The organism is Comamonas sp. FUJ_7, from assembly GCF_057369555.1.
The window spans coordinates 92501-115022 of the sequence record NZ_JBXXZI010000008.1 but is presented as its reverse complement, the minus strand read 5'-3'; the positions used below and the strand labels follow the sequence as shown (position 1 = coordinate 115022).

Sequence of the window (22522 nt, the reverse complement as noted above, 5' to 3'; positions counted from 1 at the left end):
AATTCAGAGGTTTTAGCCCTGCAGAGTGGCCTCTTGCTCACGTGACATCTCACGCGCCATGGCGGCAATCACCTCGGCCACCGATGCGGTCAGCTTCTTGGCATAAGGCACATGCAGAAACTCATTGGGACCGTGGGCATTGCTTTTGGGACCGAGCACGCCGCAGACCATCATCTGAGCGTTGGGAAAGCCCTGGCTGAGCTGGTTCATCAGCGGAATCGTGCCACCCTGGCCGATATAGCCACAGTCCGCGCCAAAGTGGGCGCGGCTGGCGCTGTTCAGAGCCTTCTCAAACCAGTTGTCCATGCCCGGCGCATTCCAGCCGCTGGAGCTGGACATGCCTTCCCAGGTCACCTTGGCTTCGTAGGGCGCGTTATCTTCCAGCAGCGCCTTCATTTCCTGCACGCAGGCCGCAGCGTCTACCAGCGGCGGCAGGCGCAGGCTGAGTTTGAAGGCCGTGTAGGGGCGCAGCACATTGCCGGCGTTTTGCAGATTGGGAATGCCGTCCACACCGGTCACGCTCAGCGTGGGCTCCCAGGTGCGGCGCACCAGAGCCTCAACAGGATCCGTGGTGGTGGGCAGGGACACACGGGCCGAGCCGCCGCAGTCGTAGTGCGCCCAAGGAAAGCGCGCATAGGCGTCCTCGCCCAGAATTTCCGCCGTGGCACGAATCTGGGCCATGCGGTCCGCAGGCACCTCGCAGTGAAAGCTCTCGGGCAGCACGCGGCCGTTCTTGCTGTCTTCCAGGCGGTCCAGCACCTGACGCATGATGCGAAACGACGAAGGCACGACGCCAGATGCGTCGCCAGAGTGCACGCCTTCGGTCAGAATTTGCACCTTCAGCGTGCCGCTGGCCATGCCGCGCAGGCTGGTGGTAAGCCACAGCTGGTCGTAGTTGCCCGCCCCGCTATCAAGACAGATCACCAGCCCCACATCACCCAGTCGTGGGCGCAGCAGCTCGATATAGGGCAGCAGGTCGGCCGAGCCGCTTTCCTCGCAGGTTTCGATGATGCCCACGATGCGCGGGTGGGGCACGTTCTGGCGCTTGAGTTCCTGAATGGCGGCAATGCTGGCGTAAACCGCATAACCGTCATCGGCGCCGCCGCGGCCATAGAGCTTGCCGTCTTCGTACTTGGGCGTCCAGGGGCCCAGATCGCTGCGCCAGCCATCAAACTCGGGCTGCTTATCCAGGTGGCCGTACATCAGCACCGTGGGGCTGGTCGACGACTTCTCGGCCGTGCCCTCGACTTCGAAAAAGATCAGCGGTGTGCGGCCAGGCTGCTGAATGACTTCCAGCTTCAGGCCTGCTACTTTCTGCGCCTCCACCCAGGCTGCGGCATTGCGCACCACGGTGGAGATAAAGCCCTGCTGCTCCCAGTCGGGTGCAAACATGGGCGACTTGGCCGGAATGGCAATGTAGTTCGTCAGCTCGGGGACGATGCTCTGGTCCCACTGCTGCGTGATGCGCTGCAGCGCTTCCTGGGGCTGCAGCAGATTGGCGGGAGTGCGTGCGTTCATGGTCGGCTCCTTCAATGACGGGGCTGCGGGCCATGACCAGCCCGTGCCATGACCATGATTGTGCGCCAATGCCAGTGGCTATGCCGTGGGCATTGGCATGGCCTGCGGGCTTAGCGCAGGCCCAGCGCTGCGCGCTCCAGCTGAAAGCGCGAAACCGCTGTCAGCAGACTTTCGGCCTGCTGGCGCAAGCCTTCGGCAGCGGCGGCGCTTTCTTCCACCAGTGCGGCGTTCTGCTGCGTGGCCTGGTCCATCTGCGTAATAGCCTCGCCGACCTGGGCCACGCCCGCGCTCTGCTCGTGGCTGGCCGCGCTGATCTCACCCATGATGTCCGTCACGCGGTGAATGGCACTGACGATTTCGCTCATGGTCTGGCCGGCCTGATCGGCCAGGACGCTGCCGCCCTCTACCCGCTGCACGCTGGCCGTGATGAGTTGCTTGATCTCCTTGGCAGCATCAGCGCTGCGCCCTGCCAGGGCTCTCACCTCGCCCGCCACCACCGCAAAGCCACGGCCTTGTTCACCGGCGCGCGCCGCTTCAACCGCAGCGTTCAGCGCCAGGATATTGGTCTGGAAGGCGATGGCGTCGATGACGCCGATGATGTCTGCAATGCGTGCGCTGCTGGTGTTGATGTCCTGCATGGTCTGCACCACCTGGGTCACCACATCGCCCCCCTGGCGCGCCACTTGTGAGGCGTGCTGTGCCAGCTGATTGGCGGTCTGGGCGCTGTCGGCGTTCTGGCGCACGGTGGCATTGAGCTGCTCCATGCTGGCCGCCGTTTCTTCCAGCGCACTGGCCTGGTTTTCGGTACGGGCGCAGAGGTCGGCATTGCCCTGGGCGATTTCGCTGGAGGCATGGTGCATCTGCACCGATGCGCCGTGCACGCGCTGCACCAGATCACGCAGCGATGCACGCATGCTCTGCAAGTCGGCCATCAGCCCCTGCGCCGACGAGCTGTGGCCGGTGTTGCTCAGATCACCATCCGCCACACGGCGCAGCGCCTTGCGGGCTTGCGCGGGGTCGCCGCCCAGCTCGCTGCGCAGCGTGCGCACCATCACCCAGAGCATGACGGCCGCCGTCAGCACAGCCAGCAAGGCCAGCAGACCCGACCACAGCTGCATGCGCTGGGCGTTGGCTCGCGTTGCGGCGTGAGAAGCAGCGGCCTCTGCACGCGCCGTCTTGAGCTCTTGCAGCAACGCGGCGCGCAGCTTGCGCCAGGCCGGTGTTTCTTCGGTCTTGAGAGCCGCCGCTGCCGCGTCATAGTCTTCGGCAGCCAGCATCACAATGCGGTCCTGCACTGCGGACTGCGCTTGCCGAAGCGGCTGCATCTGCTGCACCGCAGTCGCCAGCGTGCGGCCTTCCACACCCTGACTTAATTTTGTGTAGGCCGCATCATAGGCTTCTCGTGCCCGCTGCAAATTCTGCACCGCCTGGTTGTCTGAGGGGTCCATCACGATGTTGCGCAGCGCCTGTCCCGACTGCAGTCCCTGGGCATACAGCTCCTGCAACTGCTCCACCACGACCTGATCGCCCTGCAAGTAATCGTCAAAGTCGCTCTGCGAGCGCGTCAGCCCCCATTGGCTGCTGAGCAAGGCAAAAACAAACAAGGCTGCAGGTGCAGCCGAGCAAAAGATCAGGCGGGAGCTAAAGCGCATGGGAGGGCAGACTCGGCAGCGGCCAAGGGCGGGTTGACCGGGTTCAGGAAAAAGAAAAGCGACTGTCCATGAAACAGTCGCTCACATTTTTTCACATTCCTGCCAACCTCGGCGGGCCTGTGGCTACGGCCTGGCCACTCCTCAATTCAGAGCTGCTTACGCTTGTTCTGCATTGAATTCAGCATCAATTGATGCTGAATTACAGATAGATCAAGCGCTGGCAGCTACTATTTTCAGCAGTTCTCAAGCGTGCTCAAAGTGGAAAACTGCCGTCGTTGCCAGCAGATTCGGCAGGCTGCGCACAACTTCACCACTTTGCAGGCCAAAGGAATCCAGAATGCGCAGGCGGTTCTTGGTGGCCAGCACCTCAAAATCCTTGTACGTGCCCACGCGGATATTGGGCGTGTCGTACCACTGGTAAGGCAAACGGCGCGTCACAGGCATGCGCCCGCGCAGCACGGACAGGCGGTTGTGCCAGTGCGCAAAGTTGGGGAAGGCGACGATGCCCTGCTTGCCGATGCGGGCCGTCTCCTGCAGCATCACCTCGGCATTGCGCAGGTGCTGCAGCGTGTCGATCTGCAGCACCACATCAAAACTGTTGTCGCCAAAGATGGCCAGGCCGTCCTCCAGGTTCAGCTGCAGCACGTTCACGCCGCGCCGCGTACAGGCCAACACATTGGCATCGTTCAGCTCCACGCCATAGCCGCTGCAGCCGCGCTCACGCACCAGATGCTCGAGCAACGCGCCGTCGCCGCAACCCAGGTCCAGCACGCGCGAGCCCTGAGGCACCAGTTGGGCAATGGCTTTCATGGTGGTCAACTCGGTCATGCGGCTTCTCCCTGGAGTTTTTCTGCGCGTTTGGTGATGTTTAGTTCCTTGGCAATGCCTTCAAAATACGAGCGCATCACGCTCATATAGCGCGGGTCGTCGAGCAAAAATGCATCGTGTCCGTGGGGCGCATCGATCTCGGCATAGCTCACATCGCGGTTGTTTTCCAGCAGCGATTTGACGATCTCGCGGCTGCGGTCCGGGGCAAAGCGCCAGTCGGTGGTAAAGCTCACCAGCAGGAATTTGGCCTGGGCAGCCGCCAGCGCCTGCGTCAGGTTGCCGCCGTGATTGCGGGCCGGGTCGAAGTAGTCCAGCGCACGGGTGATCAGCAAATAGGTGTTGGCGTCGAAATACCCGCTGAACTTCTCGCCCTGATAGCGCAGATAGCTCTCGATCTGGAACTCCACATCCTGCGTGCTGTACTTGAGGTCTATGCCGTCGCGCAGCTGTCGTCCGAACTTCTGGTTCATCACGTCATCGCTCAGATACGTGATGTGACCAATCATGCGAGCGATGCGCAGGCCGCGTGCAGGCACCACACCATGCTCATAAAAGTGACCGCCGTTGAAGTCCGGGTCGGTCACGATGGCGCGGCGCGCCACCTCATTGAAGGCGATGTTCTCGGCGTTCAGATTAGGCGCGCTGGCCACCACCACGGCATGGCCCATACGCTCGGGGTAGCGCAGCGACCAGGACAGCGTCTGCATGCCGCCCAGGCTGCCGCCCAGCACGGCGGCCAGCTTCTGAATGCCCAGGCGGTCCAGCAAGCGGGCTTGCGAGTCCACCCAGTCTTCCACCGTCACCACCGGGAAGTCAGCGCCATAAGGCTTGCCTGTGGCGGGATTGGTGTGCATGGGGCCCGTGGAGCCAAAGCAGGAGCCCAGGTTGTTGATGCCAATGACAAAAAACTTGTTGGTATCGACGGCCTTGCCCGGGCCAATCATGTTGTCCCACCAGCCCGTGCTCTTGGGCTGGCCTTCGTAGTAGCCGGCAACGTGGTGAGAAGCGTTCAGCGCATGACAGACCACGATGGCATTGCTCTTGTCGGCGTTGAGCTGGCCATAGGTCTCGAAAGCGAGGTCGTAGTTGGCGATGGAGCCACCGCCCTGCAAGGGCAGCGCTTCATCGAAATGCATGGATTGCGGAGTGGCGATGAAGGACATATGAAAAAACCCGGCATCGCTAAAAACGAGGCCGGGTTCTCTGGTTTCGTCTTTAGCAGGATTTATAGAGCGCCCGCAAGCAGAAGCAAATCGGCGCGTTGAAAGAGCAGTGTACTGCATCCACCGCGGCTGCCTGGGGCCAAGCGTGTTAAAGCACCATAGCCCTTGAGCAGCAAACGCGGAAAGCTACACCTTTTATAGCGTCATACCTTAGTCAAGAGTGCTGCAATACCCAGCACCAGGAAGATCACGGCACAAACACGGTGAATCGTCTTGATAGGCAGCTTCTTGGTGATCTTCTCGCCAAACCACACCACAGGCGCATTGGCCAGCATCATGCCCAGCGTCGTACCCAGCACCACCCAGTAGTAAGACAGCGGATATTTGGCGGCCAGACCCACCGTGGCCAATTGGGTCTTGTCGCCCATCTCCGCCAAGAAAAATAGCACCAGCGTTGTACCGAAAATGCCCCAGCGGCCTACGCCATTGCCGGTGTCGTCATCGTCGAGCTTGTCAGGGATCAGCATCCAGCCCGCCATGAGGATGAAGGAAATGCCCAAGATCCAGCGCAAGGTATCCGGGCCCAGCACCGTGGTGATCCAGTTGCCCAATGCACCCGCCAGCGCATGGTTTACGACCGTGGCCGCAAAAATACCTGCCACGATAGGCCAGGGTTTGCGGAACTTGGCCGCTAACACCAGCGAAAGGAGTTGGGTCTTGTCCCCCATCTCGGCCAAAGCAACGATGGAGGTGGAGATCAGAAAAGCTTCCATGAGGGGATAGATGGCCGGAGTTGCCACAACGCATTGACCACGCACCGACTCCGGCCTATCTCTTCATAGGTTTTTTCGGTACGTAATCAATGGTCTCGACCGGTCACACCACGCATTGCACGCGGTGCCGCATACGCCATAGATCGCTAAGATCCAAGTCTGTTGACGCATGCATCCGACAGATGACTGCCGAACGGCCTACTCCCCAAAGACAGTAGGCCGCCATTCTATCTGTTTGGATTTGTAAGACAACAACGTATGTAGATATTCCATTTTTCGTATTTCAGGGTATCTCCTATCGAAGCTCTGTTGTTACAAGCACGAAATTTGATCTTTTCGCAATACGACGGCTTCTCTTGTGACTCATAATGCTTGAGTCTTTGTCTAGAGAGCAATTTTTGGATGGGGGCAAGTGCGTTAGCGTCTCTAATGTTGTCATCCAAGGCTGACTCCCTAGGGCTCCATCGCGTTTTCAAGTTTTTTCAGGAGTCCAGCATGGGCAACAAGCTTTACGTAGGCAATCTGCCTTATTCCTTCCGCGACCAAGACCTGGAGCAGGCCTTCAGCGAATTCGGCAGTGTGAACAGCGCCAAAGTGATGATGGAACGCGACACAGGTCGTTCCAAGGGCTTTGGCTTTGTGGAAATGGGCAGCGATGCAGAAGCACAAGCCGCTATTCAAGGCCTGCACGGCCAAAACCACGGTGGTCGTGACCTCGTTGTGAACGAAGCACGCCCCATGGAGCCCCGCCCCCCCCGCTCCGGCGGCTTTGGTGGTGGCTTCGGCGGCGGCCGTGAAGGAGGCTTCGGTGGCGGCCGTGGTGACGGCGGCTTCGGCGGTGGCCGTGGCGATGGTGGCTACGGCCGCCGCAATAGCTACTAAGAAGTTATTGCAAATAACAAAAAAAGGATCTTCGGATCCTTTTTTTGTTGCCAAACGTTAAAACTGCGGTTTTCGAGCATATATTTTTTTCATGTTTATCCCCCATAATCCATTTCTCGGGAATTACCCGTTCACCAGCGAATAGTTATTTGGGATTTATTGCATGTTTTCCTGTGGATATACAGCGCATGTCCTGAATGCATCGCACCATTGAAGCATTGAGGAGCTAGGAGTTATTAATGGGCAATAAGCTGTATGTCGGAAACCTTCCATATGGTGTACGCGACAACGATCTGGAGCAAGCATTCAGCCAATTTGGAGCTGTAGAGAGTGCGCGCGTCATGATGGAACGTGACACAGGTCGCTCCAAAGGCTTTGGTTTCGTAGAAATGGCCAGTGAAGCAGAAGCACAAGCCGCCATTCAAGGAATGAATGGCCAGCCATTAGGTGGTCGCAGCCTGGTCGTCAATGAAGCTCGCCCCATGGAGCCACGCCCTCCACGTACAGGCGGCTATGGTGGCGGCTTCCGCAACGAAGGTGGCTATGGCGGTGGCCGCAATGATGGCGGTTACGGCCGCGGCGATGGAGGCTACGGCGGAGGTCGCAGTGATGGCGGCTTCCGTAGTCCTTACGGCTCCGGTCCACGCCATGGCGGTCGTGGAGGCTATGGCAACGGTAATAGCCACAGCGAATAATTTTTAAGCACCATTAAATAAAGGCACTTTAAAGTGCCTTTATTTCATAGATTTAGCAATTCAAATTGGTTTACCGTTCTTGGCAGAGAAAAATATTTTCATATCAATCCCTTTGAAGATGCCTGGGCTTGCGGGTCTTTCCATAAGCGAACTTATCCCACACCAATGCAGGCAAGACTCGCATTAGTCGGGCTACTATCCCCATCTGCCCAGGCATAATCACATATCGTGATTTTTTCTCGATGAATCGATATGCACGCTTCGCAAACACTTCAGAAGAAAGCAAGAAAGACATTGGGTAAGGATTATTTTGCGTCAGAGGAGTATCAACATAGCCCGGTAAGACGCTAATAGCGAGACTATCGTCCTCTGGAGTTCAAACCTCCAGCTTCGCTATATGCAATAGCAGCCGGCCTTGCTGGCTAAAGATGCAGCATGCGCGGCAAGCCTCTTACGCGGGTCACACTAAAAATACTGACCAAGCGACCTGGGCCACGCAGTTTCACAGGCTCTATAAATGGTTGAAACGTAGCAGCCCAGCCTAAAGTGTTGCTGGCAAGCACCTGTTGCCTGACATCAAGATCCTCACGCAAAGAGGTATCTACGCCCCAACTAACCCCTGCATTGGCAATTACGACATCAGGCACTCCCTGACGAGCGATGCACTCCTGACCTGCAGCGCAGATGCTGTCATATTTGTGACATCTGCGCCATAAGCAGTCCAGCGAGACGTATCCAACTGCATGACCTGCGCCACTGCTCAATCACAGCACTAGGCCTTACCACCAGTGCAAGCGACAACCCAAGCTGATAATAGTGCTAAGCCAAAGCCTGCCCTATGCCACTGGAAGCGCCAGTGATGTAGATGAGATTCGGCCGAGCTTTTGCCACGACTTATTGCTTTGCACTGGGCTGGATGATGCCCTTGACTCGCCCCTGCATCTGCAGAATTTGATCCAGGTGGGTGTACTGCATGTGATCACCAGTAAACCGGTCCTGACCACGTGTCATGATGACTGGCTTGTTTGTACTGACACGCTCTTCATTGGGCCATATTTGCAAAAACTCACTCTCCAACTGCATCGTTGGCAATGCCTTCTGAGTTGCCGTTGCAGGCAAAGGTTCTCTGGTGATGACGGCCTGTCCAAACATCTGGATTTCTGAGCCATCCCCATTGCTAAGCGCACGTTTTGAGCTACCCACTGTCCTGCGACCATCTGGCGTAAAGCTCAGCATCCGCGCATCATCGATTTCCAGCGTATCGGTATCGGGAAAGTGCTCTCCGGCAGAACCGTTCAAGCGATTTTTGAGCCTTCCTGAAGCCTCGAAATTTTTGATGACAAAGTCTTTTAAAAAATAATCGGGCTCATGACGCACAACCTTTTCCGCCCCCCTGCTAACAGGCTTGGGTGCATTGCGCACCAGCCACCAAGTTCCAAGCGCTAGCAGCCCCATGATGAGAACAGGCAGATACATTGAGGCTTTATCGCTGATACGGCGCCATTTCGCGATCATGAGCCATACCTCGCCAGCTGGGTCGCATAAGAGCCATTCGCTATCAGCAACAAATCACAAAGCTGACGGACCGCCCCCTCGCCACCACTCTTGCCGCAAACCCAGTCCGCCATATGCATGACCTCTTCGTGTGCATTGGCAGGGGCACATGCGAATTGGCTTCGACGCATCACTGGCAGATCAGGCCAATCATCTCCCATGGCTGCAGCCTGCCCCCATTGCAAGCCCAGCTCAGCCAGAATGGACTCGGCAGCTGGCACTTTGTCCTCTGTGCCAAAACGGGCATGTTCAATACCCAGCTGCTTCAGGCGGAGCCGCAGCGGTGCCGAGTCTCTCCCGGTCACCACAGCCGGAGTAATGCCTGCTTGTTGCAGCAGCTTCAGGCCATGACCATCCAGGGTATGAAAGCGTTTGAGCACTTCACCATCACCCGAAAAGTAGAGCCCTCCATCCGTCAGCACACCATCCACGTCAAAAAAAGCCACGCGGATGTCTTGCGCCTTAAGCAGGAGTTCGGGAGCCCATTGCTGCAGAGGGGCCAGGGCGGGTCTATTCATCAGATCACCTTGGAGCGCATCAGGTCACGAATATGTATCACGCCCTGCAAATGCTGACGCTCATCCGTCACAAGCACTGCAGTGATACCGTGCTCCTCCATCATCCGGGCTGCAGCTACTGCAAGCAACTCAGGCTCAATGGTCAGGGGTTTGGCATGCATGACATCTTGTGCCTTGCAACTACGCAGATCTACGCCCGCCTCTACGCAACGGCGTAAATCGCCATCCGTAAAAATACCCACCAGGTCACCCGTTGCATTGACTACAGCAGAGCAACCCAGCCCTTTGGCACTCATCTCACGCATCAAATCAACGCAGCTGGCATCCTGAACAACTTGAGGCACATCGCTACCACTGCGCATCACATCACGCACATGGGTCAACAGGCGGCGTCCCAGCGCTCCACCGGGATGAGAGCGCGCAAAGTCTTCAGCCCCAAACCCCCGAGCATCCAGCAAGGCCACAGCCAAGGCATCGCCCATCGCCAGTTGGGCTGTAGTGCTGGCAGTCGGAGCCAAGTTCAGTGGGCAGGCCTCTTGGGCCACATGCGTGTCAAGAACCCAATCCGCGTGCTTGGCCAAAGTAGACTCCAGCCCCCCCGTCACAGCAGCCAAAGGCACTCCCATACGCTTGATCGCAGGTAACACGCCCGTCAACTCATCCGTCTCGCCACTATTGGATAAGGCCAGGACCAAATCATCTGCGGTCAGCATGCCGAGGTCACCATGACTTGCTTCGGCGGGATGCACAAAGAATGCAGGGGTGCCGGTCGACGCAAGTGTTGCTGCCACTTTCCTGCCCACATGACCACTCTTGCCCATCCCCATGACAACCACACGGCCAGGCAATTGCAGAATTCGCTGCACAACATCGGTAAATGCGCCATTGAGGCGCTCAGACATAGCGTTCAAGGCACTGGCCTCAATCTCCAGAGCCTCACGGGCTAAGCTCAAAGCACGCGGTGCGTCAATCAAACGCGAATGGGCAGCATCAAAATTCATGCATGGATTTTAGCGATCCCATACTTGATGGTCAGCAGGCAACATCCCTTTTACCTGTATTTCCTGCCCCACCCAATACACTGACGGTCATTCCAAAATCACAGACTGTCCCATGCAAACTTCCACCAGCGTCAACGACTATCTGCGCGACCACATTCGCACCGTTCCAGACTGGCCTGCACCTGGCGTGCAGTTTCGTGACATCACCCCATTACTGCAGGACCCCAAGGTTTTTCGCGTCATGACCGACGCGTTCGTGCACCGCTATATGGAGCCCAAGCTACGCCCCGATGTGGTTGCAGGCCTGGATGCCCGGGGCTTTATTTTGGGCGCCGTGATCGCGCACGAACTGAACGTCGGCTTTGTCCCCATCCGTAAAAAAGGCAAGTTGCCCTTCACCACCGTGGAGGAAACCTACGAACTGGAATATGGCAGCGCCACAGTGGAGCTACACACCGATGCCGTCAAGCCCGGTGACCGCGTTCTGCTGATTGATGATTTGATTGCCACTGGTGGAACCATGATGGCAGGCAAAAAATTACTGGAAAAGCTGGGAGCCACTGTGATCGAAGGGGCCGCAATTGTGGATCTGCCGGAGTTGGGCGGCTCCAAGCACCTCAAGGACAGTGGCCTGCCTCTATTCACGCTGGTCGATTTCGCAGGTCATTGAAGCGAATCTGGCAAGCCCAGGCTTTCTTTAAGTCAGCAGTCAACGCAGCTCTCCATACTGAGTCGCCCCCAGAGACCCCAGGCCCGAGACGGCAAACTCGCCTCCTTCCTCATGCCCAGAACCGGGCCCGAGCAAGGGGGCATGACGAGAATAACGGACACTGGTTGGAGATGCAGCAGCCATAGCCACAGCCTGCTTGAAAGCATCCATTTCATTCGCATCAATGGGTTCGAAAGATCGGCCCGTACGTGCCCCACCATTGGAATAAGGTGCCGGATTTGCAGGATGCAGGAATCCTTCAGGCTCTGGAGCAATAAAGCCGGGAGCTGGGGGCGTCTGAATCTGCCCATTCACACGCCAATACACTGCATGCACTCCCGCATCCATTCGGGATCTGGCCAGTTCTGCGATCAAAGCCTCAATCCGTCGCTGCTGAGAAGCATCGGCAGCATAAGCCGGTGCCAAGTCCACCATAACGACAAAGCGCTGACCACTGCTATCCAATGAAAGCACCTTGAACTTATACCCAGCAGAGAGAATGCCAACCCGCACCATGGCCTCACGCACGATGACGTAAAGCTGCTCACGTCTTGCAGACCGCTCTCTGCGCTGTGACAGGCGCGCGCCCGAATCATCCTCGTGGCGCGGCGCTTGCGAGCCACTTTCCTGGCGTGACCCGCGAGAAAACCATCGAAACAGGGACATGAGCACACTCGACTAGGCAAAAATTTACAACAAGACACATTCTGCCTTCACGACCAAGGCAGCTCGTGACATTTGAAGAAATATTAGCCTCTGTCCGACATGGATCAAGGAGAAAAAACAGACTGGCGATAAATATTGCCCGTTAAGTGCTGGCAATGCGACGACGACTATCGCCTGCACGACGAGCCAGCACCTGACCTGCCATCGTCAGCAATGCCAGAGCCAACGCTGGCTGGCGGTTTGCCATCTCAGAATAGCGCAGCGCTGTCAGGCACCAAAGACGACTGGGTGCTGCGGCCTGAACGGTTGCCTTGCGCGGGCGATGGGCAAAGAAAGCGCCCTCTCCCACAATTGACCCAGCACCGACCAAGGCAAGACGGATTCTTTCCTTGGAATCCTGATAGTGCACGCTCAGCGAACCATATTCAACCATGTACAGGTTGCGATCCAGCGCACCTTCCACAAAGAGCACCTCACTGGCAGCCAGGTTGATAGGCTGCAGATAAGGTGCCAACAACTCCCACTGTCCGGCATTGAGCACGTTCTGAGCAGTATCAGTGGCAACGGACGTCGTCATGGCCTGAATCAGTGCAGACAAGTCCTGAGGTGTTGAAGCAGACATAAGCAGTGATAAGAAAGCAGCGCGTCCGTCTTCCAGATCAGTTAACCGGAATCTGCAACGCAAGCTGCTTATACAAAAGAGGATTCATGACGCCATGACTCTGTGCAGGCGCAAGCTGAATGCTAAGCGACTCCGGCAGTCCCGCCAATCATTTGCTGATCCACGTTACTTTTCCCTACCTTAATTCACCTGTATTCGCTCTTGACAGCCACAAAAAAGGATCGACAAGTCGATCCTTTTTTGATAGCTGACACCTCAGCACCTGAATCAGCCGTTGGCGCGCTTTTCCAGAATCTCGAAAGCGGGCAGCTTCTTGCCTTCCAACACTTCCAGGAAAGCTCCGCCGCCGGTGGAGATATAGCCTACGTCTTTTTCAATGCCGTACTTGGCAATGGCAGCCAGGGTGTCGCCGCCGCCAGCGATGCTGAAGGCGGGGGATTCAGCAATCGCCTGGGCCACCACCTTGGTGCCGTTGGCAAACTGGTCGAACTCAAACACACCCACGGGCCCGTTCCAGACGATGGTGCCGGCTTTTTTGAGCATTTCGGCCAGCTTGGCAGCAGTCTCTGGGCCAATGTCCAGAATCATGTCGTCGTCGGCCACGTCGGTGGCTTTCTTGACGGTAGCCACGGCGTCTGCCGCAAAAGTCTTGGCGCAGACCACATCGGTGGGCACGGGCACGGCGGCGCCACGGACGGCCATGGCGTCGATCACGGCCTTGGCTTCGGCCACCAGATCGGGTTCGGCCAGGCTCTTGCCGATCTTCAGACCGGCAGCCAGCATGAAGGTGTTGGCAATGCCGCCGCCCACGATCAGCTGATCCACTTTGTCGGCCAGGCTCTTCAAGATGGTCAGCTTGGTGGACACCTTGGAGCCGGCCACGATGGCAGCCAGGGGACGTGCGGGTGCGGCCAGCGCCTTGTTCAGCGCATCAATTTCGGCCGACAGCAGCGGGCCGGCGCAGGCGATGGGCGCGTATTCGGCGATGCCGTAGGTCGTGCCTTCGGCGCGGTGGGCGGTGCCAAAGGCGTCGTTCACAAAGATGTCGCACAGCTGGGCCAGCTTTTGGGCCAGCTCAGGCTTGTTCTTCTTCTCGCCCACGTTCACGCGGCAGTTTTCCAGCAGCACGACCTGGCCGGGAGCGACCTGCACGCCGTCCACCCAGTTGGCAACCAGGGGCACATTGCGGCCCAGCAGCTCGCCCAGGCGCTTGGCCACGGGGGCCAGCGAATCGGCAGGCTTGAATTCACCTTCCGTGGGGCGACCCAAGTGGCTGGTGACCATCACGGCCGCGCCGGCCTTCAGAGCCATCTCGATGGCGGGCACCGAGGCGCGCACGCGGGTGTCTTCGGTGATTTCACCAGCGTCGTTCAGCGGCACGTTCAGGTCAGCGCGGATGAAAACACGTTGACCCTGGGCCTTGCCCTGAGCGCACAGATCGGAGAAGCGAATGATGTTCATACAGCAAAAAAGCGACTCCGAAAGTCGCCCATACAGAAGTTGGAAAACAAAAAATCTGTCTGCATTCTAGGGCGTCAATTCTTTTCAAGCACTGCTTTTACATGCTTACTCGACTCAAAAACAGGAGCATAAAGCACGCACCGTAACTAGGTTTCAAGGCTTTTTCATTTCAGAAGATATAAAAACAGGAGCAGTCTGCTCCTGTTTTCTCTAGTCTTGGGGCTACCAGCCCAAGCCTATATGCAATGGCAAATAAATCGCCATACCTAAAGCAATGGTTCCAAGAATGCTTCGCTTGTAAAAAAAGTACAGCACTGCCGCCAGCAATGCCGGCAGGCGCGCATCCGCCAGACTGTCAATCAACTGGCCATCGCTCATCACAATCTCAGGAGCAATCACTGCCGCCAGCGCCGCCAGCGGTGCGTATTTAAGCCCGCGCTTGAGCCAGTTGGGCAGGGGCAGTTCCTGCTCAGGAATCATGAAGAAAGCTCGCGTCACCAAAGTAATCACGGCAAGCCCGATACAGGCAACGATGATCCAAAAACTGCTCATCATGGCCGTTCCTTGTCGCGTTCAATGCGCGGCAGCTTGTCTGCCTGCTTTTGCAACTGCTCAGCCAAAAGACCTGCTGCCACAGCGGCAGCAATGGCCACCAGAATATTGAGCTTCAGCGGCAGTGCAAAAGCTGCCACCGCAGCTGTGCAGGCAACGATGGACGCCACCCAGGTTGCACGGTCCTTGAGCATGGACAGCAAAACGCCCAGCAGAGCCAGCACACCTGCAAAGCCCAGCCCCCAGGACAGAGGAATCTGGTCGGCCAGAAAAATGCCCAACGTGGACGGAATCTGCCAAGCCAGCCAGTTCGTCAGAGCAGCGCCCCAGAAATAAGGCACCTGCTCCACCTGTGGCTTCGCTTCGGGGTAGCGGCGCATGAAGTTCACAAAAATCACGTCGCCACTGAAATAGGCAATCGACAGGCGATGACGCAAACTCAGATGTGCAAAATAACTGCGCCACATGCTCGACAGGATGACAAAGCGCAGGTTCACACAAATGGCGGTGAACCAGATCACCCATAGCGGAGCACCCACAGCCATCAGCGGAAGCACCGCCAACTGGGCACTGCCGGCATAGGCCGTAAAGCCCATAAACAAGGCCAGCGGCACGGACAGACCACTTTTGACCATGGCTACACCGGTCACCAGACCCCAGGCCGCAATACCCAAGGCTGTGCCCCCCATCTCCTTGGAGCCAACCCAGAAGAGCGGGTCGCGTACCATGGCTTTGGCACGCTGCCTCAGCACCAAAGCCATGCTCATGCCTTCGCCGTGCCCAACGCCGCTCCAGCGGGCACCTCAAAGCCCCGCAGAAAATCCCCTGCCGCAAGACGCTTACCACCTGCTCGCTGCAGCAGCGTCATATTGAGTACGCCATTGCCGCAGGCCACACGCACCCCTCTCGCATCCGCTGCAAGCACGGTGCCTGGTGTGCCCACACCCGGTTCTGCCTGTGCTTCCCAGACCTTAATGGCTTCGCTTCCCAGGCTGGTGGCTCCACCAGGGAAAGGGTTGAAGGCACGCAAGCGACGCGCAATGACTTCCGCGCTTTCAGTCCAGTCGATCAGGCTTTCAGCCTTATCAATTTTGTGAGCATAGGTCACACCATCGACGGGCTGTGGCGTGCGATTAAGGCCCCCACAAGCCGCCATTTCCAGCGCCTCGACAATCAAACGGCCGCCCAGCGCGGCCAGCTTGTCGTGCAAGCTGGCCGTGGTGTCGTTGGGCGCAATCGGCAGACGCTCGATCACGCACATATCGCCGGTATCCAAGCCCGCATCCATCTGCATGATGGTGACGCCGGTCTCGGCATCACCCGCTTCAATCGCGCGATGAATGGGTGCAGCACCGCGCCAACGCGGCAGCAAAGATGCGTGGATGTTCAGGCACCCCAGACGCGGCGTATCGAGCACCCACTGCGGCAGGATCAGGCCATAGGCGGCCACCACCATCACTTCGGCCTGCGCCGCATCAATGGCAGCCTTGGCGGCTGCGGCTTCTTCGGGGTATTTGCCATCCAGGCGCAGGCTCATGGGCTGGGCCACGGCAATGCCATGCTCCAGCGCGCACTGCTTGACGGGAGAGGTCTGCAGCTTCATGCCGCGTCCAGCAGGACGGTCGGGCTGGGTCAGCACCAGAGGAACTTCAAAACCTGCGGCCAGCAGACGCTCCAGGGCCACGCGCGCGAATTCGGGTGTGCCGGCAAAAATGACTTTCATGGGACTCACAAAATAAAAAGGCAGCCATCGGCTGCCAGGTGTTCAACGATGCGGCTCTCTGAAATACATGCTCTCGTCGGTGAACATGGTTTTTTGCACCACGCCCTGCGGGTCTATGTGCACATGGGCGCGCCTTGGGTTGCCATTGTCCATAAACCGGTAGGTCCAGATGTCGCCTTTGAAGCTGTAGACCCCCTCGACTTTCGCAGGCGGTCCAAACACACGATAGACATCGTCCCGGGTATCCACACCGTTGCGCAGCGCAAAGAAATGGGCGGTATCCAGCACCTGCTCCACACGAGTCAGCTTGTGCTGGGCATCAAAGTCCATGTGATAGACCTGCTGGCCCGCGGGCTGCTGGCTATAGACGAAACGTGTTCCGCCATCTGGCAAGGGCACCACCACCGTGGGTTTGCCCATACCTTTTTCCACCTCGGCCTGGGGCATGCCCGGCTTTTGCCACTGCGGCACCATGCACGCTGCCAAAGCCAGAGCCATCACGCTGGCTGCGAGGCTGCGACACAGGGTCTGGAATCGCGGCATGGGGGAGCTCCTTGGGGAAATCAGTTCCGAGCGGCCGCTTTCTGGGCCTTGACCAATTTGGTCTTGATGCGGTTGCGCTTGAGCGGCGACAGGTACTCGACAAACACCTTGCCCAGCAGGTGGTCCATCTCATGCTGCATGCAGATGGCCAGCAGACCTTCGGCAGCAATCTCGCGACTGTTACCGTTTTCGTCTAGCGCCTTGACCTTGACCGAAGTGGAGCGCTCCACACCGTCATAGATGCCGGGCACGGACAAGCAGCCTTCTTCGCCCAGCTGCTTTTCCTCGCTGGCCCAGGTGATTTCGGGGTTGATAAGAACCAGCGGCTCGTTGCGCTCTTCAGACACATCGATCACCACCACACGCTCGTGCACGTCGATCTGCGTGGCAGCCAAGCCGATGCCCTGGGCGTCATACATGGTCTCGAGCATGTCTTTCACCAGGGTCTGGATGCGCTCATCCACCTGCGCCACGGGCTGGGCGACCTTGTGAAGACGGGGATCGGGGTAGCAGAGGATGGAAAGAATGGCCATGATATCTCGGTAAAACTGTCGTTATTGTCCCAACATTTGCGCTCAAACGCTTGGCCGCATCCCAATAAACATTGATCTATCCAGGCCTTGCATCGAGAATTTAGACACATTTGTAAGACTTGTGGGGTCGCTTATGCCAAGATCGCCCACAGTGCAGCGACGCGAGGGACGCTGCAGTAAACGAATCCCCCAGAAGGAATTTCATGACCGCATTTGCCACTGCACGTGCCCTGAGTATTGGCGCCACGCTGCTTGCCGCCCTGACCTCGGCTCACGCCCAGAGCTACCCAGTGACTGCCGCTCAGCGCACTACCGCCCAGCAAGTCGCTCAACAAGGAATCCCCGAGCAAGAACTGACTGCCAATGCTCCCGCCCAGTACACCGTCAAGCGGGGCGACACGCTGTGGGCAATTTCAGGCATGTATCTGCGCCAACCCTGGCGGTGGCCCGACCTGTGGGGCATGAACCTCTCCAGTATTGCCAACCCTCACCTGATCTATCCAGGTCAAGTGCTGTATCTGGTCCGTAGCAACGGCTATGCACGCCTGTCGACCACAGCACCCAATGGAGACCCAGGCGTCGTTCGTTTGTCACCCCAGACCCGCGAATCTTCCCTCAAAGACTTGGCTCTGCCCACGCTACCACCCCATCTGATCGAGCCCTTCCTGGCCGAACCACTGGTAGTGGACAGCCAGGCGCTGACGCAGGCTCCGCGCATCATTGCGACACAGGACAAGCGCGTGCTCATGGCCAAGGGTGATAGGGCTTATGTACGCAACTCTGGTGGTCAGCTGATCAGCACTGACAAGCATCAACCCAGCAGCTATCGCATCTTCCGCGACGCAACTGCACTCAAGGACCCGGTCAGCGGGGAAATTCTGGGCTATGAAGCCAAGTATCTGGGGAGTGCGACTGTGGTGCGCGGTGAGAGCGTGCTTGAATCTGCAGACGGCCAGCCCGCTCAGGCTACCCCGGGAACCGTGGACATCACGCGCTCGAAGAACGAGATTCGCGCAGGCGACCGCTTGTTGCCATCGCCCGCACCTCAGTACCTGAGCTATGTGCCCCACGCACCTGTCAAGAACGTTGAAGGTGCAGCCGTCGTCTCCATCTATGGAGACTCTGTGGGCTATAACGCCGCGCAAAATCAGGTGATTGCCATCAACAAGGGCGCGCAAGACGGTATGGACATTGGCACAGTGCTGGAGCTTGTCAGCAAGGGCAATGTCATTGTGGATAAGACCAGCCCTACTCGCGACACCGTCAAGCTGCCCGATGAGGCCAATGGCTATGCCATGGTCTTCAAGGTTTTCGACCGCGTGTCGTACGCGCTTATCACCACCGCCCAGCGCGGCGTGAATGTGGGTGACGGCCTGCACTCACCTCAACGCTAAGAGAGGCCAAGCATGGTGCCCGCTTCTCTACCCGATGCGCACCATGCCTCGCCCGATGCCGAAACGCTGGCCTGGCTGCGCCTGCTGCTGACGCCGGGCTTGGGCCGTGCCACGGCACGCAGGCTTCTGGCCCGTGCAGGCGGAGCCGAGGCCATCTGGCAATTACCGCTGCAAGCCTGGGCGGAGTGCGCGACACAAGCCCAGATCAAGGCACTGAGTGAGCTTCCTGCGGACTGGGACAAGCACTGCAATGTCTTGAGGCAATGGTTGGCGTCACCCGCCCCAGGTACCTTGCATACCGTAATCCAGCTGGGAAGCTCTCAATATCCCGACTGCCTGCTGCATACCGAAGATCCCCCCCTGCTGCTATTTATCCAAGGCCCAGTCTCCCTGCTTTCCTCCGCCAGACCCTGGTTTCCCTACCCTGCCGCCTTGGCGATGGTCGGCAGTCGCAACCCATCGGCTCAAGGCGTCATCAATGCCCGAAACATGGCGCAAGCTCTGACTGAGCAAGGTCTGTGCATCGTCTCGGGGCTTGCCCGTGGCATCGATGCCGCAGCACATGAGGGAGCCCTACACAGCCCGGCAGGCCCAACACCCCGCACGATTGCCGTAGTCGGCACCGGACTGGATCAGGTCTATCCACGCGCCCACATCCAGCTCGCGCAGCAAATTGCGCTCAATGGTCTGCTCATCAGCGAATATCCTCTTGGCAGTCAACCTCTTGCACGCCATTTCCCGCAGCGCAATCGCATCATCTCTGGCCTGTCCCAAGGAACTCTGGTCGTGGAAGCGGCACTGAAGTCCGGCTCCCTCATCACTGCACGCCTGGCCAGTGAACAGGGACGTGAGGTGTTTGCCATTCCCGGCTCCATCCACGCACCACAGGCCAAAGGCTGCCACGCCCTGCTGCGCCAAGGAGCAAAGCTGGTGGAAACCGCAGCCGATGTACTCGAAGAACTTCAAGGATTAAAAGCCGCTCAATCACTCACAGATAAAGCGCAAACAGCTATCAAAGATGAAACCCCTGCAACTGAGCCTCCGCTACTGCAGGCGCTAGGCCACGACCCCATGGCTCTGGAAACTTTGAGCGAGCGCACAGGCTGGGATGCCGCCCACCTGCAGGCTCAGTTGATGGAGTTGGAACTGGACGGCCTGGTCGCCCGCCTGCCCGGGGGCCTATACCAGCGTATCACGCAAAGCTAAGTCCAAAAGCTGGCGCACGCCAAATTAGGGGCAGCAAGCAAGCGCCGCCGCGCAGCAAAGCTGTCGTTCCCCTCCCGCGAAGCGAGAGAGGGGGAAGCGGCAAAGCCGCTCAGGGGGTGTTAGTGCAAACGCTCCGGATTCGCCTGAATCTTCTGCAGCGCATCACGCGTAGCGCGCACCGTCAGAGCCTCGGCGTCATGCACGGCAAGCAGGCCTGCCTGCAGGTACGTGGCCATGCGCTGGGCCTGCAGCAGATAGCAATGACCATCCAAAGAGGCAAACAAGTGCAGATGCTTGCGACGGCTGCGCCACACATATTGCACCTGTACGCGTGCACCATTGTGGTCGAGCGTGAACCAGCGTCCGCTCTCCAAAGACTGTGCCCACTCCAGCATGGCGGGCTCCACAGGCGTGTCCGTATTGGAGATGACATTCAGATCGGCTGTATCCACACCCAGCATCATCTCTATGCTTTCGCTGGACAAAGGCAGATCGTCGAGCTTGCCATCCTCGCTGATGTATTTTTCCAGCTCCGACAGGCGTTTGGCCATGGCCTCAATCCGCTCGGCGGGAATGGCCGCTGTCTTGGACATAAAGGCTTGTGCCAATGTGTCCGTCAACACCTTGACCACTGCTGCCTGCTCGTCGCCAGACACGCTGATCAGCTCCAACCCCTCCCGCAAGGTCTGCAGCAAAACCGGCAGACCCTGAATGACACGCGAACGTTCCTGACGTGATGGCTTGGCACTGGCCGACCAGACCAGCTCGCTGGCAGCCTGCTTGAAGCGCATGGCCCGAGCATCCTTGGCGCCATAGCGCACCGTGGCCATGGCAAGCACATCGGCCCAGGACTTGAACAAGAAATCCCTCACCTCTTCACGCACCGGCATGTCGGTGAGCATATTGCGCAGCTCGATGGTGTACTGAACGGCCAGCGTTTCCTTTTGCTCCACCTGCTGCGCCACACTGGTGATCTTGGCTGTGGACTGATTCTGCGCAAGGTGCTTGGAGAGAAAGTCCTCAAATTCGCGCAGCACCAGAGCAAACACCTTCTGTCCAGTCTCCGGATACTGCTCGATCACCTGCACCACACGGCGGATTTCAGTCTCCAGCGCATTGCCATTGATGCTGCTGGCATCAAAGCCCATGACGCAAGATCCCATGCGGTCAATCAGCTTGCGCGCCGGATGATTGAGGTCGCTGAAAAACTGTGGCTCAGCCAACGCCACACGCAGCACCGGAACCTGAAGACGTGCAAACCAGACGCGGATGGAAGGCGGCAGCCTGTCCTCGGACAGAATGCTCTGGAACATCAGCGCAACCACCTCGATGGTCGCCTTTTCCCCCTTGGTCTCGGCTTTTTCCTTCCAGTCTGCCGAGCGCTCACGCACCAGATTGACCAATTGCCCTATGGCGGCCGGGCTGTAATCCATCGCAGGCATGGCCATGACCGATCCTGCAGCCACGGGAAATTGCGTCTGTATTTGCGTCGCCAGCATTTGCTGCTCCTGCAACGCTTGTGCCAAAGCGGCCGAAGCAGGGGGCATGGGTACCACCGGCACACCGGGCACCAGCCCCTGAATGCCAATCGCAGGCTGGCTCAGCAGCTGGCGTAGCTGATTCATTGTATCCAAGGCGCGGTGACGCGCACGAGCCAACATGCCCAGTCCAGTGCTGGAGCCTGGTGGCAGCGCAAAGCCTTGGCCACCTGCAGAAGCTGACATGTACTGCATGGCGGAAGAAGAAGTCCAGCCAGACTCACCTCCTCCCGCGTAAGCACTTCCACCGCCCAAATGCATGGCACCGGTAGAAGGGCCACCTTCGGTGCGCCGCACACGCAGCGGCGCTTCTTGCGCCTTGCTCACACCCTTGGCATCCAGCAGTTTATGCAAGATGCCGTACTCGGACTCCATCAACGGAGCCAGCGCATTCTGCAAAGGCTCCACAGCCTTAAGCAAATGCTTGCGCTCCAGGCCGCAGGCCAGCCATTGTTCAATCAGGTGCAGGCAAATCGTTTCGGAACGAAACATATCCTGAGAAGGCAGTTCCTGCCCTTCCAGGGCCTGAATGCGCAGCCGCATGGGCTCAAAACCCGGCTGCAGTGCCTCGCCCATGGCCAGAGCCATGCGGGAAGCCAGAATTTTGTTCTCTACAACGTCATCGCTGAGCAACTCGAACGTCAGCGGTGCTGAAGAAGAAGGGCTGCTTTCTCTTGTTCCCGTAGGCGACTTGCGGGCAGCCTGCTGCAAGGCCTTGGCACTGGCCTGCACCCAGGCATTCTGACTGGACTGAAAGCCCGCCCAGACCTCACGCCAGTCCTGCATCTCATGAGTGGCAGATACGGAGCTGCTCTGAGTGGCGAAAAATTCATCGAGCTGCTGCGCGACTTTAGGCAAGCCCTGACAAATTCCATGAACCCAACGCAAGCGCGCCTGCCAGCCCAATTGTTGCTGAGCTGCAGGCGCGTTGAGGGAAGACTGCGAGAGAGCCATTCCAATAGTGTAATGGCGGCCAGACCTCTAAAGCTCT

22 protein-coding genes are annotated in these 22522 nt (G+C 58.3%); 5 read left to right on the top strand and 17 right to left on the bottom strand.

Annotated features, from left to right (window positions below; all coding sequences use genetic code 11):
* Nucleotides 1-12 precede the first annotated feature (12 nt).
* From AC2I9W_RS13215 to AC2I9W_RS13195, 5 genes are all read right to left on the bottom strand, one after another.
* Nucleotides 13-1518 carry a M20 family metallopeptidase gene (locus AC2I9W_RS13215; RefSeq protein WP_486410409.1) on the bottom strand — a complete coding sequence of 502 codons (1506 nt, stop codon included), beginning with the start codon at nucleotides 1516-1518 and terminating at the stop codon, nucleotides 13-15.
* Between the two features lie 110 nt (nucleotides 1519-1628).
* Nucleotides 1629-3170 carry a methyl-accepting chemotaxis protein gene (locus AC2I9W_RS13210; RefSeq protein WP_486410408.1) on the bottom strand — a complete coding sequence of 514 codons (1542 nt, stop codon included), beginning with the start codon at nucleotides 3168-3170 and terminating at the stop codon, nucleotides 1629-1631.
* Between the two features lie 243 nt (nucleotides 3171-3413).
* The gene (gene metW, locus AC2I9W_RS13205) at nucleotides 3414-3998 is read right to left on the bottom strand and encodes a methionine biosynthesis protein MetW (RefSeq protein ID WP_158394069.1); all 585 of its coding nucleotides are present in this window, start codon (nucleotides 3996-3998) and stop codon (nucleotides 3414-3416) included.
* A complete protein-coding gene (gene metX, locus AC2I9W_RS13200; protein ID WP_486410407.1) occupies nucleotides 3995-5161 on the bottom strand; it encodes a homoserine O-succinyltransferase MetX in 1167 nt (388 codons plus the stop codon). The genes metW and metX overlap by 4 nt, the downstream gene beginning before the upstream one ends.
* A 203-nt stretch (nucleotides 5162-5364) precedes the next feature.
* Entirely contained in the window at nucleotides 5365-5934 is a 570-nt protein-coding gene (locus AC2I9W_RS13195) for a TMEM165/GDT1 family protein (protein ID WP_486410406.1), read from the bottom strand.
* Between the two features lie 495 nt (nucleotides 5935-6429).
* On the opposite strand from AC2I9W_RS13195, the gene AC2I9W_RS13190 reads away from it, so the two are divergent.
* Both AC2I9W_RS13190 and AC2I9W_RS13185 read left to right on the top strand, forming a co-directional pair.
* Nucleotides 6430-6816, top strand: coding sequence for an RNA recognition motif domain-containing protein (locus AC2I9W_RS13190; protein ID WP_486410405.1), 387 nt, complete (start codon nucleotides 6430-6432; stop codon nucleotides 6814-6816).
* Nucleotides 6817-7055: 239 nt separating this feature from the next.
* Nucleotides 7056-7511 (top strand): RNA recognition motif domain-containing protein, encoded by a 456-nt coding sequence (locus AC2I9W_RS13185; protein WP_486410404.1) that lies wholly within the window; start codon nucleotides 7056-7058, stop codon nucleotides 7509-7511.
* Nucleotides 7512-8405: 894 nt separating this feature from the next.
* Here AC2I9W_RS13185 and lptC read toward each other — a convergent pair.
* The 3 genes from lptC to AC2I9W_RS13170 are packed head-to-tail and all read right to left on the bottom strand — an operon-like array spanning nucleotide 8406 to nucleotide 10584.
* Nucleotides 8406-9026, bottom strand: coding sequence for an LPS export ABC transporter periplasmic protein LptC (lptC, locus tag AC2I9W_RS13180; protein ID WP_486410403.1), 621 nt, complete (start codon nucleotides 9024-9026; stop codon nucleotides 8406-8408).
* A complete protein-coding gene (locus AC2I9W_RS13175; RefSeq protein ID WP_486410402.1) occupies nucleotides 9023-9583 on the bottom strand; it encodes a KdsC family phosphatase in 561 nt (186 codons plus the stop codon). Before AC2I9W_RS13175 ends, lptC begins: the two co-directional genes overlap by 4 nt.
* A complete protein-coding gene (locus AC2I9W_RS13170; protein ID WP_486410401.1) occupies nucleotides 9583-10584 on the bottom strand; it encodes a KpsF/GutQ family sugar-phosphate isomerase in 1002 nt (333 codons plus the stop codon). Before AC2I9W_RS13170 ends, AC2I9W_RS13175 begins: the two co-directional genes overlap by 1 nt.
* 112 nt (nucleotides 10585-10696) lie before the next feature.
* Between AC2I9W_RS13170 and AC2I9W_RS13165 the strand changes: the two genes are divergently transcribed.
* Nucleotides 10697-11254, top strand: a complete 558-nt coding sequence (locus AC2I9W_RS13165) for an adenine phosphoribosyltransferase (protein WP_158394078.1) — start codon at nucleotides 10697-10699, stop codon at nucleotides 11252-11254.
* A gap of 39 nt (nucleotides 11255-11293) precedes the next feature.
* Here the strand turns inward: AC2I9W_RS13165 and AC2I9W_RS13160 are convergent, their stop codons facing one another.
* The 8 genes from AC2I9W_RS13160 to def form a co-directional block, all read right to left on the bottom strand.
* Nucleotides 11294-11959: a hypothetical protein gene (locus AC2I9W_RS13160; RefSeq protein WP_486410400.1), complete on the bottom strand. Its 666-nt coding sequence runs from the start codon at nucleotides 11957-11959 to the stop codon at nucleotides 11294-11296.
* Nucleotides 11960-12101: 142 nt separating this feature from the next.
* Nucleotides 12102-12581, bottom strand: a complete 480-nt coding sequence (locus AC2I9W_RS13155; protein ID WP_486410399.1) for a Crp/Fnr family transcriptional regulator — start codon at nucleotides 12579-12581, stop codon at nucleotides 12102-12104.
* Nucleotides 12582-12848: 267 nt separating this feature from the next.
* Nucleotides 12849-14042, bottom strand: coding sequence for a phosphoglycerate kinase (locus AC2I9W_RS13150; protein WP_486410398.1), 1194 nt, complete (start codon nucleotides 14040-14042; stop codon nucleotides 12849-12851).
* A gap of 222 nt (nucleotides 14043-14264) precedes the next feature.
* Nucleotides 14265-14597 carry an AzlD domain-containing protein gene (locus AC2I9W_RS13145; RefSeq protein WP_486410397.1) on the bottom strand — a complete coding sequence of 111 codons (333 nt, stop codon included), beginning with the start codon at nucleotides 14595-14597 and terminating at the stop codon, nucleotides 14265-14267.
* Nucleotides 14594-15355: an AzlC family ABC transporter permease gene (locus AC2I9W_RS13140; protein ID WP_486410512.1), complete on the bottom strand. Its 762-nt coding sequence runs from the start codon at nucleotides 15353-15355 to the stop codon at nucleotides 14594-14596. The genes AC2I9W_RS13145 and AC2I9W_RS13140 overlap by 4 nt, the downstream gene beginning before the upstream one ends.
* A gap of 2 nt (nucleotides 15356-15357) precedes the next feature.
* Nucleotides 15358-16317, bottom strand: coding sequence for a methionyl-tRNA formyltransferase (gene fmt / locus AC2I9W_RS13135; RefSeq protein WP_486410396.1), 960 nt, complete (start codon nucleotides 16315-16317; stop codon nucleotides 15358-15360).
* A 42-nt stretch (nucleotides 16318-16359) separates the two neighbouring features.
* Nucleotides 16360-16860 (bottom strand): outer membrane protein assembly factor BamE domain-containing protein, encoded by a 501-nt coding sequence (gene bamE / locus AC2I9W_RS13130; RefSeq protein ID WP_486410395.1) that lies wholly within the window; start codon nucleotides 16858-16860, stop codon nucleotides 16360-16362.
* A 20-nt stretch (nucleotides 16861-16880) separates the two neighbouring features.
* A complete protein-coding gene (gene def, locus AC2I9W_RS13125) occupies nucleotides 16881-17393 on the bottom strand; it encodes a peptide deformylase (RefSeq protein ID WP_486410394.1) in 513 nt (170 codons plus the stop codon).
* A 203-nt stretch (nucleotides 17394-17596) separates the two neighbouring features.
* Between def and AC2I9W_RS13120 the strand changes: the two genes are divergently transcribed.
* Both AC2I9W_RS13120 and dprA read left to right on the top strand, forming a co-directional pair.
* The gene (locus AC2I9W_RS13120) at nucleotides 17597-18787 is read left to right on the top strand and encodes a LysM peptidoglycan-binding domain-containing protein (RefSeq protein WP_486410393.1); all 1191 of its coding nucleotides are present in this window, start codon (nucleotides 17597-17599) and stop codon (nucleotides 18785-18787) included.
* A 12-nt stretch (nucleotides 18788-18799) separates the two neighbouring features.
* Nucleotides 18800-19993 (top strand): DNA-processing protein DprA, encoded by a 1194-nt coding sequence (dprA, locus tag AC2I9W_RS13115; protein ID WP_486410392.1) that lies wholly within the window; start codon nucleotides 18800-18802, stop codon nucleotides 19991-19993.
* 119 nt (nucleotides 19994-20112) lie between these two features.
* On the opposite strand, the gene AC2I9W_RS13110 is transcribed toward dprA, so the two are convergent.
* Complete coding sequence (locus AC2I9W_RS13110; RefSeq protein WP_486410391.1) at nucleotides 20113-22485, bottom strand: DUF1631 domain-containing protein; 2373 nt, start codon at nucleotides 22483-22485, stop codon at nucleotides 20113-20115.
* Between the last annotated feature and the right edge of the window lie 37 nt (nucleotides 22486-22522).